Source organism: Amycolatopsis sp. GM8 (assembly GCF_021653975.1).
GTDB lineage: Bacteria > Actinomycetota > Actinomycetes > Mycobacteriales > Pseudonocardiaceae > Amycolatopsis_E.
Window position 1 is genome coordinate 365,951 of record NZ_JAJKFK010000007.1, and the last position, 15,085, is coordinate 381,035.

General features: G+C 68.0%; 12 protein-coding genes. 5 read left to right on the top strand and 7 right to left on the bottom strand.

Features of this window, described 5'->3' with window-relative positions; genetic code table 11:
• Positions 1-69: 69 nt before the first annotated feature.
• On the bottom strand, positions 70-924 hold the full coding sequence (locus LOZ83_RS30545) for an enoyl-CoA hydratase/isomerase family protein (RefSeq protein ID WP_236795203.1): 855 nt from the start codon (positions 922-924) through the stop codon (positions 70-72).
• 131 nt (positions 925-1,055) lie between these two features.
• On the opposite strand from LOZ83_RS30545, the gene LOZ83_RS30550 reads away from it, so the two are divergent.
• The gene (locus LOZ83_RS30550; protein WP_236795204.1) at positions 1,056-1,844 is read left to right on the top strand and encodes a TetR/AcrR family transcriptional regulator; all 789 of its coding nucleotides are present in this window, start codon (positions 1,056-1,058) and stop codon (positions 1,842-1,844) included.
• 69 nt (positions 1,845-1,913) lie between these two features.
• On the top strand, positions 1,914-3,338 hold the full coding sequence (locus LOZ83_RS30555) for an aldehyde dehydrogenase family protein (RefSeq protein WP_236795205.1): 1,425 nt from the start codon (positions 1,914-1,916) through the stop codon (positions 3,336-3,338).
• Between the two features lie 96 nt (positions 3,339-3,434).
• On the opposite strand, the gene LOZ83_RS30560 is transcribed toward LOZ83_RS30555, so the two are convergent.
• From LOZ83_RS30560 to LOZ83_RS30585, 6 genes are read right to left on the bottom strand one after another with little or no spacing between them, the layout of a single operon-like run.
• Positions 3,435-5,003 (bottom strand): class I adenylate-forming enzyme family protein, encoded by a 1,569-nt coding sequence (locus LOZ83_RS30560; RefSeq protein WP_236795206.1) that lies wholly within the window; start codon positions 5,001-5,003, stop codon positions 3,435-3,437.
• On the bottom strand, positions 5,000-6,208 hold the full coding sequence (locus tag LOZ83_RS30565) for an acyl-CoA dehydrogenase family protein (protein WP_236795207.1): 1,209 nt from the start codon (positions 6,206-6,208) through the stop codon (positions 5,000-5,002). Before LOZ83_RS30565 ends, LOZ83_RS30560 begins: the two co-directional genes overlap by 4 nt.
• Positions 6,205-7,311 (bottom strand): acyl-CoA dehydrogenase family protein, encoded by a 1,107-nt coding sequence (locus tag LOZ83_RS30570; RefSeq protein ID WP_236795208.1) that lies wholly within the window; start codon positions 7,309-7,311, stop codon positions 6,205-6,207. The genes LOZ83_RS30565 and LOZ83_RS30570 overlap by 4 nt, the downstream gene beginning before the upstream one ends.
• Positions 7,304-8,320, bottom strand: a complete 1,017-nt coding sequence (locus tag LOZ83_RS30575) for a Rieske 2Fe-2S domain-containing protein (protein WP_236795209.1) — start codon at positions 8,318-8,320, stop codon at positions 7,304-7,306. Before LOZ83_RS30575 ends, LOZ83_RS30570 begins: the two co-directional genes overlap by 8 nt.
• A 25-nt stretch (positions 8,321-8,345) precedes the next feature.
• Positions 8,346-9,209, bottom strand: a complete 864-nt coding sequence (locus tag LOZ83_RS30580) for an LLM class F420-dependent oxidoreductase (RefSeq protein WP_236795210.1) — start codon at positions 9,207-9,209, stop codon at positions 8,346-8,348.
• A complete protein-coding gene (locus LOZ83_RS30585; protein WP_236795211.1) occupies positions 9,206-10,651 on the bottom strand; it encodes a carotenoid oxygenase family protein in 1,446 nt (481 codons plus the stop codon). Before LOZ83_RS30585 ends, LOZ83_RS30580 begins: the two co-directional genes overlap by 4 nt.
• A 240-nt stretch (positions 10,652-10,891) precedes the next feature.
• Between LOZ83_RS30585 and LOZ83_RS30590 the strand changes: the two genes are divergently transcribed.
• From LOZ83_RS30590 to LOZ83_RS30600, 3 genes are read left to right on the top strand one after another with little or no spacing between them, the layout of a single operon-like run.
• Entirely contained in the window at positions 10,892-12,820 is a 1,929-nt protein-coding gene (locus LOZ83_RS30590; RefSeq protein ID WP_236795212.1) for an NAD(P)/FAD-dependent oxidoreductase, read from the top strand.
• Positions 12,817-13,740, top strand: a complete 924-nt coding sequence (locus LOZ83_RS30595; protein WP_236795213.1) for a hypothetical protein — start codon at positions 12,817-12,819, stop codon at positions 13,738-13,740. Before LOZ83_RS30590 ends, LOZ83_RS30595 begins: the two co-directional genes overlap by 4 nt.
• Positions 13,737-15,083, top strand: a complete 1,347-nt coding sequence (locus tag LOZ83_RS30600) for a phosphotransferase family protein (protein WP_236795214.1) — start codon at positions 13,737-13,739, stop codon at positions 15,081-15,083. The genes LOZ83_RS30595 and LOZ83_RS30600 overlap by 4 nt, the downstream gene beginning before the upstream one ends.
• Positions 15,084-15,085 lie beyond the last annotated feature (2 nt).

Below are 15,085 nucleotides of genomic sequence, written 5' to 3' on the forward strand. Positions count from 1 at the left end.
TCGCGCGAAGTCGTCGGCGTTGGTGGTGGCTGGCGCGCCCCACCAACGCCGCCGGCAAGGTGCCGACACTCAATCCGCGCCGCCCTCGCGGTAATCACCAAAAGCCCGGTCCCGTTCCGAAAGGTTCGCCCGCACGCCTTTCTCCCGGAAGCCGCGCATGTATTCGCGTGAGGAACGCTGGTGGAAGCCCAGCGCGTTGAGTTCCGCTGTGGCGCGCAGGCCGTCGCGAATGCCGGCCGCTTCCATCGCGCGGTGGCAGGCGCGCTTGTTGATCGCCAGCAAGTCAGCCGGCACCGTCGCGATCTGAGTGGCGATGCGGACCACCTCATCGTCGATATCCGCGGCCGGGAAACACCGGTTCGCGTAGCCGAGCGCGACCGCCTCCTCGCCGGTCAGCGCCGAGCCGGTCAGCATCGCCTCCATGCCCCGGCGCATTCCGAGCAGCCACGGCTGCCACACCATGTCCGGCGTGGACATGGACCGAACGGGCGGATACCCGATCTGGGCGTCGTCCGCCACGTACACCAGGTCGCACGCCGCCGCGAGTTCCGATCCGCCGGCCAGGCACCAGCCTTCCACCTGGGCGATGATCGGGATCGACATGTCCCACATCTCGAACCAGTTGTTGACCACATGGCGCGCCCACCATCCGTCGGTGGTCGCCGCCGCGCGCTCCACCGGGTGGTTCCGCTCACTCAGGTCGTAACCGGCCGAGAAAACCCCGTTGCTGCCACGGATGATCACCACCGAACACTCGGGATCGGCGTCGGCCTCGCGCAGCCGGCCGAACAGCTCGCCGCGCAGTTCGTTGTTGAGCGCATTGCGCTTGTGGGACCGGTTCAGGGTCAGCCGGACGACCCCATCGGCGGGTCGATCGACCAGCAGCACCGGCTCGGACGACACCAGACGCGCTTGAGTTGTCATCACACCACTTTCGCTCGAATGGGTTTCCGCTCGACGGGACCTCGCCCACGCGGACGCGAGCTGAACAGATCTGAGCGTTTAGGTAGTATAGCGCTGTACCGGCAACGTCGAACGACAAGAACGGACGGCTGATGGCACCCAAGCCCCGCACCGGCGGCACCCCTACCGACGCCGCGACAAAGCGACCGGCCGGCAGCCGGGCGGCGTCGGGCCGGAACGGCGGCGCGCGAGCAGCGGAGCCGCCGGCCAAGAACCCCGCGCCACGGGTCCGGCTCAACGCGGCCGACCGCCGCGCGCAGGTCATCAATGCCGCGCGTGAGGTTTTCCTGGAGTCGGGTCTCGCCCGCACCCGCAGCCGCGACATCGCCGACCAGGCCGGGATCACCGAGGCCTTCCTGTACCGGATCTTCTCGTCCAAGGAGGAGATCTACCGCCAGGCGATCGAGATTCCGCTGCGCGAGCTCACCGACCAGCTGGTGAGCGAGATCAAGGAACTGGCCCAGGACGAGAGTGTCCCGCGAGCCACGATGCTCAGGCGTGCCAACGAGATCCTGCTCGGCGCGCTGACCGAGACCACGCCGCTGCTCATCGTCGCGCTGTTCTCCGAGCTGGCCCGCGGCAAGGACCTCTATCAGTCCTCGATCCGCCCCCTGCTGCACGACGCGATCGAGACGATCATTACCGATATTTCGGGCTGGGACCCGCCCCGGGTCGATCTGGACGTCGTCGTGCAGGGCTTTTTCGGCATCCACTTCGGAGCGGCGCTGGACAGCATCCTGTGCGACCGGCCGCTGGATGTGGAAGAGACCGCGCGCGAGATCACCATGATGTTCGTCGGGGGCGTGCAGGAACGTCTCGGCAACACCGAGGACGCTCCGCCCCGGAAGGCAGCGGGTAAGCGCAAGTCGTCTCGCTCCTGAGGTTTCGCAGCTGGCAGGGTTATGTATAGTGAGCACATTACATACCCTACCTGAAGGCGTGGGCCGACAATGCCGTCACAAGTCACCCAGGCCGCGACGATCGGCGGACAGCCGGAACTGACCGACCGCACGTTCGACGTGCTCGATCCCGCGACCGGGAGCACGTTCGCCACGGTGCCGGACTGCGGCACCGCGGAACTCGATGCGGCCATGACCGCTGCCGCGGAAGCGTTCCCACAGTGGCGACGCGACCGCAGCGCACGCCAGGCGGCGCTGCTCGCGATCTCGGAGATGTTGTTCGCCCACGCCGGTGAACTCGGCCGGCTCGTGACCCACGAGCAGGGCAAACCACTGGCCGATGCGATCGCGGAGGTGCAGGGCGCCGGTGTGTGGTTCAAGCACGCCGGGCGGATGGCACCGCTCGACGCGACGATCCAGGACGATCGCAAGGGGCACGCGAAGGTCCGGCATCTCCCGCTCGGCGTCGTCGCGGGGATCACGCCGTGGAACTTCCCGATCTTCCTCGCGGCGTGGAAGATCGCGCCCGCGTTGCTCGCCGGCAACACGTTCGTGCTCAAGCCGTCTCCCTTCACCCCGGTCGCGTCACTGCGCATGATCGAGCTCGCGCAACAGGTTCTGCCACCGGGTGTGCTCAATGCCGTGAGCGGTGGGGACGAGTTGGGGGCGGCGATGACGACGCATCCGATCCCGCGCAAGCTCACGTTCACCGGTTCGGGATCGGCCGGCCGGGAAGTGGGCAAGGCTGCCGGCGCGGGTCTCAAGCGCGCCACGCTGGAGTTGGGCGGCAACGACCCGGCGATCGTCCTCGACGACGCCGTCGCCGGTGACATCGTGCCCGAGTTGTTCTGGGGCGCGTTCACGAACAGCGGGCAGGTCTGCTCGGCGATGAAGCGCGTGTTCGTACCGGCTCACATGTTCGACGAAGTCGTCGACGGCTTGGTCGATCTCGCCCGGAATGTCCTGGTGGGGAACGGTTTCGACGAGGGAGTGCGGCTGGGCCCGGTGAGCAACCGTCCTCAGTTCGAGCGCGTTCGCGGACTTGTCGACGACGCGGTGCGCCGGGGCGCCCGGGCGATCGGCGGTGGTCCCGCCTCCGAGGGACCCGGATTCTTCTACCGGCCCACGATCGTCACCGGTGTCGAGGACACCATGCCCATCGTCGCCGAGGAGCAGTTCGGGCCCGCGCTGCCTGTCCTGCCGTACACCGACCTCGACGAGGCGATCCGGCGCGCCAACGACACCAACTTCGGGCTTTCGGCGTCGGTGTGGGGCGGTGACGATGATCGCGTGCGCTCCGTCGGCGAGCAACTGGAGTGTGGGACGGTCTGGCTCAACTCCCACCTGGCACTCGCACCCAACCGCCCCTTCGGCGGCGCCAAGGACAGCGGACTGGGCACCGAGAACGGCACGTGGGGCCTGGAGTCCTACACGCAACTCCAGCTCCTCTACAGCCCACCAGCAGCGGGTTACTAATCCGACCAGAAGTAGGCGGACCCCGAGCGGCGCGGAACCGTTGCTACGTAAGCCGGATAGCCGTGGCTGTGGTCGGATTAGTAACGAACGGCACCGCTAGCCGAGTTCAGCCAGCAACTCCGCGCGCAGCTGCGCCTTGACGATCTTGCCGGCAGCATTCGTCGGCAGGTCGTCCTGGCGGACCCGCCACACCGTGGGCATCGACATCGGGGCCACCAGACCGTCGAGATGCGCACGCAGGCCGGCGTGGCTGAGCGAAGTCCCGGCCCGCAGTGTGGCGACGGCCGCGACCTGCTCCCCCAGATCGGCATGCGGCACACCGACAACCGCGACCTGGCGCACATCCGGGTGTTGAGCGATCGCCTCTTCGACCGTGGCGCTCCAGATGTTCTCCCCGCCGCGAATGATGACGTCCTTCGCTCTGCCGGTGACATAGAGAAATCCGTCGCCGTCGAGACTGCCGAGGTCACCGGTGCGCAGCCAACGGCCGTCGGCGAACGGGGCGTCCTGCTCGTCGCCGCCCAGATAGCGGTCCATGACCGTCGGCGATCGCACGAGAATCTCACCGGTGCCGTCAATGCGCACCTCGGCGAGCGGCGTCGGCCGGCCGACCGTGCCCGGATGGGTGGCCACGTCATGCCCCGCACCGGCCGCGACCACACCGCCGGCCTCTGTCAGACCATAGGAGACCCCGGTGCCGCGAACCGCATTGGGGAACGCCTCGCGGACCTTGCTCCGCAGCGATTCGGGCACCGGCGCGCCGCCGAGGGTGACCACGCGAACCGACGACAGGTCGGCCTCCACGCCGGCGTCACGCGCCTCGAGGACCCGCCCCACCATCGTGGGCACGGCGGCCCAGGCCTTCACCGCTTCGCGTTCGATGGTGCGCAGGACCTCGGCGCCATCGAACCGCCGGCCCGTGAAGACCAGGCGTCCTCCGGTCAATGCCGAAGTGAGTAGCTGCTGCACGCCGCCGATGTGGAACAGCGGCACGCTCAGCAAGGTCACGCTCGGGGAGGCGTCCACCGGCAAGTCCTTCGGGAGCCGCCGGGACAACGCGAGCAGGTTCTGCAGGTTCGCGAGCACGCTGCGCTGGGACAGCACCACGCCTTTCGGGCGGCCGGTCGTGCCCGACGTGAACAGCACCACCGCCGGGTCGCCCTCACCGATCGGCGGAGCCTCGGGCCGCTGCCCAGAAGCCGATAGCGCGTTCCCCAATTCCCCGAAGCTAAGCGTGGGCAGGCCACCAAAACTCTCCCGCGACTGCTCCTCACACACGACCGCGGCCGGGGTGGCCAATGCGACGGCATGCGTGAGCTCATCCGCCGTCCACCAAGTGTTGCCGAGCACGGCAACAGCGCCGCAGCGCATCACCGCCCAGAACCCGATCACCCACTCCGCGCAGTTGCGCCCGTAGAGCATGACGTGATCGCCGGCGCGGACACCGAGCGCACACAGCCGATCGGTGGCGTCGTCGACCGCGGCGGTCACCGCAGCGATCATCAACCGGGTTTCGCCGTCCACCAGGTAGACGCGCGTACCGAACCGCGCCGCGTCGTCCAGGACGTCGGCCACCCGATGCCGCCTCGCGGAGAACATCCGGCACGGGCTGCCCAGCACGTCCTCGTGGGTGAGTTCGCTCCCCCACGCGAGATCCGCGCTCACTTGGCGGCCCTCGGGATGTCCGTCCACGGAACGCCGCGCGACGCGTCGGGTTCACGGGGCAGGCCGAGCACACGTTCGCCGATGACGTTTCGCATGATCTCCGATGTCCCGCCCTCGATGGTATTCGCCTGCGCCCGCAGGAAACCGTTGACCGGTGGCGGCGTGGCGTCCGAGAGCCAAGCGATTCCGTCGGCACCGAGCAGATCCATCACCAGCGCCTGCACCCGCTTGTTGTGCTCCGCGGACATCAGCTTCGTCACCGCGCCCTCGGCGCCTGCGCTGTGGCCGAGCGAGCGGATCAGCGCCGCCCTGGCATTGCCCGCGCGCAGCAGATAGGCGTCGATGAGCCGGGCCGCGATCTGGTCCCGGGTACGCGGGTCGTGGTCGCGTCCCCGCTCGCGCGCGAGCGACAGGAGTTGACCGGCTTTGAGCCCGCCGATGTTGGAGCCCGAAACACTACCGGCACCGGACAGGGCGCTGCGCTCGTTTTGCAGCGTTGTGAGTGCGACACGCCAACCGTCGCCGACTCTGCCGAGCAGGTGCTCCGCGGGGACGAAAACGTTGGTGAGAAACACTTCGTTGAACTCGGCGTCGCCGTTGAGCTGGCGCAGCGGGCGTACGTCGACTCCTGGGGCGTGCATGTCGAGCACGAAATAGGAGAGGCCGTCGTGCTTGGGCAACGACGGATCGGTCCGGGCGAGCAGCAGTCCGAAGTCGGCCTCGTGGGCCATGCTCGACCAGACCTTCTGACCGTTCACCAGCCAGCCACCCTCGACAGGCACCGCCCTGGTGGCGAGCCCGGCGAGGTCCGAGCCGGCGCCGGGCTCGCTGAACAGCTGGCACCAGGAATGGTCATACGTGGCAATGGCCGGCAGGAAATGCCGCTTCTGAGTCTCCGTGCCGAACGCGAGCAGTGTCGGGGCCGCCATCGCCAGCCCGATCACGTTGTACTGCCGTGGTACGCCGAAACGGGCGAGTTCGGCGGCCACCAGCCGCGCCGCGCCTCGGTCGAGGCCGCGTCCGCCGTATTCGACGGGCCAGTCCGGGGTGGCCCAGCCCGCGATGCCCAGGTCGTGCAGCAGCGATCGTGTGTCGACGTCGGCTCGCGCACGCCTGATCGCAGCCACGTCGTCGCGCTCGACGGCCGCGATCCACTCAGGGGGAAGCCGTCCGGCCAGCCAGGCACTCAGTTCGTCAACGCTCATTGGCGCACCAGGAATCGCTCGCGATGAGTCGTCAGTGGACCGAGCAGCTGCGCCGTCGAGTGAGCGCGCCGAAGGTAGAGATGGGCCGGATGTTCCCAGGTGATACTCAAACCGCCGTACACCTGCATGGCCTGCTGCGCGACGTGGGTGAGCGCCTCCACCGCCGTCACCAGCGCGAGGGAGGACCGGCAACCGGAGTCGGCCAGACCGACGTCAACGCCGCCGAGCGCGATGTCGACGCCGAACAGCGCACGATCGACGGCAAGCCTCATGTCCGCGAGCTGGTGCTTGACCGCTTGGAAACTCCCGATCGGACGGCCGAACTGGTACCGCTCGCGGGCGTGGCGAACGGCACGGTCGAGCGAATGTTCAGCCGCACCAAGCGCTTCCGCGGCGAGCGCGATCGCACCGGCGTCACACACGAGTGGCGGCTGCGCCTGTTCTTGTTCGAGCGGACCGATGAGCTCGCCCTCGGCCTCAGCGAGCGTCACGTTCGCCATGGGCCGCGTGAGATCGAGCGTCTGCAGGACCGTGCGCTCGACCGCGGCTGCGGTGGCGCGCACTGCGAAAAGGCCTACGCCGTCAGGAGTTTTTGCCCTGACGAACAGGACATCGGCCGTCGCGCCGTCCAGCACGCGAGGTGCGGTCCCGCTCAGCACGTAGCCACCTGCGCCCGGGGCGGCGTTGATCCCCGGATCGTCACCGAGGACCAGGGTCGCGGTGAGGTCGCCGGTGGCCAGCCGCGGCAGGTATCGCTCCTGTGCGGCCACGTCGTCGACCGCGAGTAGAGCCGAGCCGGCCAGCGCGATGCTCGCCAAATAGGGGGTGTGCGCGAGCAGACGTCCGGCCTCACGCTGAACGACGGCGTGCGCGCGCATCCCGAGGCCGCTGCCGCCGTACGCCTCTGGCAGCGCGAGCCCGGCGACGTCGAGTTCGGCGACCAGCCGGGGCCACAGCTTGGCTGACCAGCCGCCGGGATCCTCGGCCACCGCGGTGGCTTCCCCGGGGAGTGTCTGGGCGAAGAAATCCCGCAGGGCCGCGGTGAACTCGGCGAGCGCGGTGTCGGAAAGGTCGCCGGCGAACGCCCGCAGTCGATCAGGCATAGAACTGCTTCGCCCACCGCCGCAGCGTGCCCATCGGCTTCGCCTCGTCTCGTGTGAGCGGTGACTTCGTGATGTAGATCTGATGCGCCCAGATCGGGAAGTCGTTCGCGAATTGAGCGATCAGCTCCCGTACCCGGGCGCCCGCCAGACCGCTCGGCTCGTCCCCTGTGCCACCTTCCCGCCGTACCAACAGGGTCTGGTAGAGATGGGCGAGTTTGTCGTCGATCGGTGTGCAGCAATAGAAGGTGATCGTGCCGTCCAGCGGATAGCGCACCATGTTCGCGCCGACCCCCTGCGTGCTCGACAGCAGGAACGTCTCCACCGGGCCGTCCGGGGTGAACTTGGTGCTCTTCTTCCCGTAGCCGTAGGTCAGGCTGATCGTGGTCTCCATGTACGGCCCGTCTTCGACCTGGTCCACCAGCCGGACCGGGCTCTTCGTGCCGTGCACCCAGCGCAGGTGCTCGACGTCGGAGTTGTTCTCGACCAGGTACTGCGGCCGCGCGACCGCGTCGGGATAGTGCCGCGTGCAGTGCGGCTTGAGCGGGTAGTAGTCGTCCCGCCCGAACTCCGGCTGGGTCGCGTGTGGCTGCCACTGCGGTTCGCGACCCTGGGCGTCGTGCCAGATCCAGACGATGCCATTGGTGACCGTGACCGGCCAGGAGCGCTGCCGGCGACGGTCAATGGCACGGTCCTCGGCCGGCACGTAGCGGTTGATCCCGTCGCCTCCCCATTGCCAGCCGTGGAACGGGCACACGACGCATTCGCCTTCCACCCAGCCGCCGTGCCCGATGTTCGCGCCCATGTGCCCGCAATGTGCGTCGAGCACGTGAACGTCCCCGCCGGCGGTCCGGAACTGCACGAGCTCGCGGCTGAACAGGCGAAGCGGTTTCACCTCCCCCGGCTGCAGATCGTCGAGCCAGCCGAGCTGGAACCAGCCGGTCGGAAAAACCGAATGCGGCCATTCGTCCACTTGGGACGAGAAGGCGACACGTTCCGTGGTCGCGGTCATCGTGTGTGCTCCTTCCTGCAAGTCCTCACGCTCCCCGGGCTGACAGCGCCGGCGTGTAGCCGGCGACGAATTCACGGAGCTTGCCGGCGTCACCGAGGGGCGCGCGCAGCACCACACGTGTCGCGCCCGCGGCGAAATACTCGCCGGCCGTGGCGGCGCTTGTCCTTTCCAGACACATCACCGTGACGTCGAGATCGGCATCGTCGCGGCCGGCCTCCCGCACCCGCTTGCGCAGGATCTCGATCTGGCCGGGCAGATCCCCCGGGTGCGCCATCGAGAGGGGCAGCCAGCCGTCACCGTGCCGCGCGACCATCGGAGTGGGATTCAGATTGCCGAGCAACACCGGGATGTGCCCGTTCCGGCGCGGCTTCGGCCAGCTCTGGATCCGGTCGAAGGACACGTGCGGGCCGGCGAAGCTGGCGACGTCCTGGGCCCAGATCTCCTTCATCGCCCGCAGGTGCTCGATGGCCCGCGGCCAGCGAGCGTCGAAATCCACGCCGTGGTTCTCGATTTCGGCCCGGTTCCACCCCGCCCCGATACCGAGGATCAGGCGGCCGCCGGAGAGCTGGTCCAGGCTGGCGAGCTGCTTGGCCAGGATGATCGGATCGTGGTGGGCGATCAGGCTGACCGCCGTACCCAGCTTGACCCGGGACGTGACGGCGGCCAGCGAGGACAGCACGATCAGCGGGTCGTACAGCCGCGCGTACTTGTCCGGAGTCCGTTCCCCCAGTGGAGGTTTGGTCGCCGTCTCCAGCGGTACATGGGAATGCTCGGGCACCCAGATCGACTCGACCCCGGCCTCCTCCGCCACCCGGGCGAGTTCCGTCAGCGGGGCCGCGGCGTCGGTGTAGAAGAAGAACAAACCGAGCTGCGGCTGCCGGCCGGTCATGCGAAGTCCATCCAGTGACCGTGCGGCGACCAGCCGATCAGGAACGGAAGGTCGATCGTGGCGACCGGACCGGCCGCGAAACTCCGAGTGTCGAAAATGAGGAACTGTGAGGTCCGCTCAGCGAATCGTGATACGGGGACGATGAAATAGCCATCGCCCTCCGGTGCGGTGGGCGACCGGCGGGCGAACGTGCCCTCGAAAACGGCCACGTGCCGGTCCGAGTCGACCCGGTAGACGTCCTCCTCGCCGGTGTGCACGTTGCGCTTGATCACGGTGTTCATCCGCATGCCCCCGTCGCGGGTCGGATCACCGCCGACGAGGAAGGCCCACGTGTAGGCCTGTCCGTAGTGGCGTTCGTCGACCTTCGGCAGCTCGACCGGCCGGTCGCCCAGCATCTCACTGCTCGCGACGCCGCGATCGAGATCGATCGTCCACCGGCCCATGCCACTCGTGGCAAGTTTCCAGAACGGTACGAACGGATCCCCGGGTTTGAAGCGATCCTCGAACTGGAACGGCGGCCGGTCGAAGATGGGCGCGTCCAGCACGATCTTGCTCTCGCCGATCTCGTTGGCCGACAGCATGTGCATGACGTACTGCGCCGGGAACTCCCCCGATATCCAGCGCACCGGGGCGTCGATGTCGGCGCGGGGCACCAGGCCCATCGAGATCGGCAGATCCGGGTCCCAGGCATACGCCGAGAATCCCTTTTCGATCCGCTCCTGCGACGCGGTGAACGGCTGGAACGGCAGCACCACATAGCGTTCGGTGAGCCAGATGTCGTGCAGGACGGTGTGATAGGGCGCGTCCCAGACCTGTCGCGAGCTCACCGATCCGTCCGGCCGGACCCAGTGCAACGTCACGTACGGCGGCGAGTCCCGATAGGACCATCCGTACAGCTCGCCGGTTCGGGCGTCCCACTTGGGGTGCGCCGCGAACGCCCCGTCGCCGTAGCAGGCCGGCGGCACCATCGACCGGTCGAGTTTGGCCGACCACGGCACAACCCCGTTGGTCTCGAGGGAAAGCGGGTCGAGCGCGACCGGCGCGTCGTTCTCACCGAGGGCGAGGATCTCGCCGGCGAACGGGACGACGTTGACCGCGTTGGTTCCCTGCGGAACACCACTGGTCCACTCGTCCCGCTTGACGTCGCCCAGCGCCCAGGCGCGCCAGTCGCCGAAGTGTGCGTCACTCCACTCGAACAGCGCACGTCCGGCCTGCTGCTCGGCGAGGTACTTGGGGGTGCGGGTCCAGCGGTTGCGGAAGTCGACGCGTCCCTCACGGAACACCAGGCCCTGGATCATGCCGTCCATCGAGTACGCGGTGTCGAGTCCCTGGATCGTCGGCCGCTTCCAGGTCGGGCCGTTGCGGTAGAAGCCGCCATTGAGTTCCGGTGGCACGACCCCCTGCGACACCACGCATTCCTCGACGGTCGCCTCGAAGCGCATCGGCGCGAGGGGGCCGCGAAGGTGGTCCGGAATGCGGTTTCGACCGGTATCGGTACTGGTGATCTCCACAGCGGCTCCGTTGCCTCAAGCGATTTCAGGAAAGACATTAAGCGAGTACCAACTATACAAATTTCGCGAGCCGCCTGTCAACGTCACACGCGGGCTCGCGGACCTATGATAGTGTGTACTTACTATAGTTACTGACGCAGCACTGCGGTGCCCGGACTAGGGGACGGATCCATGGCGCACGAGGCCCCGTATACAGGCTTGGCCGAGGACGAGCTCCGGGCTGCACTGGCCGCGGCCAACATCCCCATCCTGCTGCTCGTTCTCGCCCAGCTGACCGGCGACCACAGCTGGCTCGACAGTCCGTACACGCCGACGGGGGCACGGGGTTTCGACGAGAACGACTCGGGCGGATTACCGGAAGACCTGCAGCATCACGTCCGCGAGTCCGCCCTGCAGGCGGTCCTGCGGTACTACGCCGGCGACCTCGTGCCGGTGTCACTGGAACCTATAGACATCGCACGGCTGCTGAGCGCCGCACTGGCCGAACCGGTCCCGGCCGAGTACGGGCCGTTGCTCGCCGAGGAGTTCGGGCAGACCGGCCGCGATGTGCAAATCGACAGCCCGGCCGCGCCCGGATTCCGGGTGCTCATCATCGGATTGGGCCTGGCCGGGCTGTGTGCCGCGATCAAACTGAAGCAGGCCGGGGTCGGCTTCACGATCCTCGAAAAGAACCCCGACCTCGGCGGCACCTGGTTCGAGAACACCTATCCCGGGTGCGGCGTCGATACGCCCAGTCACCTCTACTCGTATTCATTCGATCCGCTCGTCGGCCCCACTCGCTATTTCTCCCGCCAGGACGAGCTGCGCAATTATCTGGTGCGCGTCGCCGAAAAGTCCGGTGTCCTCGACGATGTCGTCTTCGGCACCGAAGTGGATCAGGCCGCCTACAACGACGATGACGGCACCTGGACGGTGCGGACGACAGCGGCGAACGGCGACCACACGGACTACGTCGGCAACGTGCTCATCTCCGCCGTAGGCGTGCTCAACCGGCCGATGAAGCCGGATCTTCCCGGACTGGACGACTTCGCGGGTCCTCGGATGCACACGGCCGAATGGCGTTCCGATGTCGAGATCACCGGCCGCCGGGTGGGCGTGATCGGCACCGGGGCCAGCGCGATGCAACTGGTGCCCGCCATCGCCGGCCATGCCGAACGGGTCCTGGTGTTCCAGCGCTCCAAACAGTGGGCGATCCCCCATCCGAACTGTCAGTTGCCGGTCCCCCACCGCATTCGCCAGGCGCTGGAGCACATTCCGTTCTACGCCCGCTGGTATCGCCTGCGCGCACTGTGGATGTTCGGCGACCGCCTGCATTCCCAGCTGCAGGTCGACCCCGCGTGGGAGCACCCGGATCGTTCGATCAACGCGGCCAACGAAGCCCACCGGGTCTGGCTCACCAACTACATCAGCTCAGAACTCGGCGATCGCGAGGACCTCGTCGACGCCTGCGTTCCCGACTATCCGCCGTACGGCAAGCGTCCGCTCATCGACAACGGCTGGTATCGGACGATGCGGCGCGACGACATAGACCTGCTGACCGCTCCGGTCGAGCGGATCGGCCCGCACAGCGTGCACACGGCGGACGGAGTGGAGCACCCGGTGGACGTTCTGGTGCTCGCCACCGGGTTCCGCGCACTGCGGTTTCTCTGGCCGATCGAAATCACCGGACGAGCCGGCCAGAAGCTGAGCGAGGTGTGGGGACAGGACGACGCGCGTGCCTATCTCGGCATGACGGTCCCCGGCTTCCCGAGCCTGTTCATCCTCAATGGACCCAACACCACCGCCGGGCACGGCGGAAGCGCGGTGCTCTCGATCGAACTCCAGGTGCGGTACGTCCAGCAGGCGATCAAGGTGATGATCGAGCAGCACCGGCGGAGTCTGGAAGTACGCAAGGACGTTTTCCTGGACTACAACGCGGAACTGGACGCGGCCCTGGCGAAGTCGATCTGGGCCCACCCGGGAATGACGACCTACTACCGCAACCCGGCGGGGCGAGTCGTCGTGAGCAGCCCGTGGACGTACCTGGAGTACTGGCGGCGCACCCGGGAGCTGAAGCCCGATGACTACCTGAGCGAAACCGCCGACCCCGGCCTGCGATGACCACGCCGCGGTTGTCCCCGGCCGACGATGGTCTGCATCCGCCGACCGACGACTTCTACCACTACGAGTCGTTCTGGTACGCGTTCCACGTGCCGGACCGGCTGCTGTCCGGCTGGCTGTACACCGGGGTCCGGCCGAATTCGGGCGTGACCACGGGCGGTATGTGGATCTGGGACGATCGTTCGTCGAGCCCGTGGGACGCGCGGTTCTACGAGAACTTCACGCACGTGAAGTTTCCGGCCGAAGTGTCCGAGCGCCGGATCGTGTTCCCGACCGGGATGTCGGTCACCACCCGGACACCGCTTCGCAACTACGACGTCGCCTACAGCGACCGGGCCGGCACCGAGATCGGCCTGCGGTTCGAGGCGGCCGAACCGCCGCAGGTGACCGGCGAGGCGCCCTATACGCACGCCGGACACCTCGACCAGACCGGCCGTGTGACCGGTGAACTCCGGCTCGACGGCGAGCACATCACAGTGGACTGCTACGCCATGCGCGATCGCTCGTGGGGCCCGCGCCGGGAACGCGGCTGGCGGCGAATGAACTACACCTGGCTCGCCGGCCCGGGGTGCAGCGCCCTCGCCTATACGACCCCGGGCGACGGCGGGGAACGACTGTTCGCCGGCTACGTCCGCCGTGGACCGGAAACGGTGCGCTTGACCGGCGGTGAGCGGCGCACCGGACGCGACCCACTGCACGGCTGGGTGTCCACAGTGGACCTCACGGCACAGGGCGCGGACGAGTCGGCGCTGTGTGCCCGCGCGCAGGCGATCAATCGGTTCTTCCTGCCGCTCGCCACCGGTGTCTGTGTGATCACCACCCTGAGGTGGGAGGTCGACGGAGTCACCTGTTTCGGCGAGGACCAGGACATCTGGCCGATGCGCATGTTCCGTGACCACCTCCGGAAGGACACCACGTGACCCAGTTACCCGCCGAACTGCTCAGCTGGATCGCCGCCGCGACCGGCGCTTCGGTAACGCGCGCGGAGCGGGTTCCGGGCGGCGGGCGGCGCCAGGCGTGGTCTGTCGACGTCGATCGGGACGGATCGCTCGAGCCGCTGTTCCTCACGTTCAACTCGGAGGAGGCACAAACCCCGTTCACCCTCGATCGGGAAGCGCAGTTTCTGAGTGTCATGGCACCGCGGGGCGTACCGGCGCCGCGCGTCGTCGCGATGCACCCCCAGGGGCGGGCCATGCTGTGTGAGCGGGTGGCGGGTCGTGTCTCGCTCGCAGGCCTCGACCCCGCCGACCGGCCCCGGGTCGCCCGATCCTTCATGCATGCTGTCGCCGCCGTGCACGCCCTGCCAGCGACGGACGTCGCACTCACAACCGAGCCATTGCTCCCCGATCTCCGCGCTGTGGCACGCCGGGAGATCGACCGCTGGGAGGCCTTGTACCGCGGCACCGTGCAGGCCGATCCGTTGGTGGAGTTCGGTTTGCGATACCTGCGGGAGAACATCCCGGCGGCCGAGGGTCCGGTCGTGATCGTCCACGGCGATTGCGGACCCGGCAACTTCCTCCACGACGGTCACCGCGTCACCGCATTGCTCGACTGGGAACTCGCGCACTTCGGCGATCCGATGGAAGACCTCGCGTGGATCAGTGTGCGCAGCGTGTTCGATCCGCTGCCCGACCTGGCCGGCGGTATCGCGGAGTACGCGACCCGGGTCGACTTCACGGTCGATGTCGACCGGATCCGGTACTACCGCGCGTTCAACGAACTCCGGGTGGTCATCCTCGCCCTGCTCCGCGCGGCCGACCCGGCGGCCGGCGAGGCCGCGACCTGGCTGACACTCGGCCCGATCCACCGGCGCCTGTGTGCCGAGGCGCTGGCGGAACTGTCCGATATGGACGTTCACCCCGCGACTGCTGTCGGCGCACCGGCGCCGCCGCTCGACTGGCTCTATGAGAAGGCTCTTGCCGACCTGCGCGACGTCGTCGTTCCGCAGACCAGCAGCTCGTTCGGGGCGGCGCGCGCCAAGGCCGTGAGTCGCATGATCAAGTACCTCCGGGCGGCCCATCGGCTTCAGCCCGCTCTGGAGGCCGCCGAACGTGCCGACCTCGCCGCCCTGCTGGGCAAGCCCGTCGACGATCTGCGCCAGGCCCGCCGCGCGATTGCCGAAACCCGAGCTGTATCCGATCGCGATCTGCTGACCTATTTCGTGCGGCAGGCCGGACGCGACTGCCAACTGGTCGAGGCGGCGGCCGGTTCGATGGCGGCCCGGCATTTCGAGCCGCTTCCCACCACAGTGGATCGCCGGTGACC

Bases quoted from the DNA above. Each gene is read 5' to 3' on its own strand.
- LOZ83_RS30550 (WP_236795204.1), top strand. From the start codon at position 1,056: ATGGCACCCAAGCCCCGCACCGGCGGCACCCCTACCGACGCCGCGACA.
- LOZ83_RS30565 (WP_236795207.1), bottom strand. From the start codon at position 6,208: ATGAGCGTTGACGAACTGAGTGCCTGGCTGGCCGGACGGCTTCCCCCT.
- LOZ83_RS30590 (WP_236795212.1), top strand. From the start codon at position 10,892: ATGGCGCACGAGGCCCCGTATACAGGCTTGGCCGAGGACGAGCTCCGG.
- LOZ83_RS30580 (WP_236795210.1), bottom strand. From the start codon at position 9,209: ATGACCGGCCGGCAGCCGCAGCTCGGTTTGTTCTTCTTCTACACCGAC.
- LOZ83_RS30555 (WP_236795205.1), top strand. From the start codon at position 1,914: ATGCCGTCACAAGTCACCCAGGCCGCGACGATCGGCGGACAGCCGGAA.
- LOZ83_RS30575 (WP_236795209.1), bottom strand. From the start codon at position 8,320: ATGACCGCGACCACGGAACGTGTCGCCTTCTCGTCCCAAGTGGACGAA.
- LOZ83_RS30585 (WP_236795211.1), bottom strand. From the start codon at position 10,651: ATGCGCTTCGAGGCGACCGTCGAGGAATGCGTGGTGTCGCAGGGGGTC.
- LOZ83_RS30595 (WP_236795213.1), top strand. From the start codon at position 12,817: ATGACCACGCCGCGGTTGTCCCCGGCCGACGATGGTCTGCATCCGCCG.
- LOZ83_RS30545 (WP_236795203.1), bottom strand. From the start codon at position 924: ATGACAACTCAAGCGCGTCTGGTGTCGTCCGAGCCGGTGCTGCTGGTC.
- LOZ83_RS30570 (WP_236795208.1), bottom strand. From the start codon at position 7,311: ATGCCTGATCGACTGCGGGCGTTCGCCGGCGACCTTTCCGACACCGCG.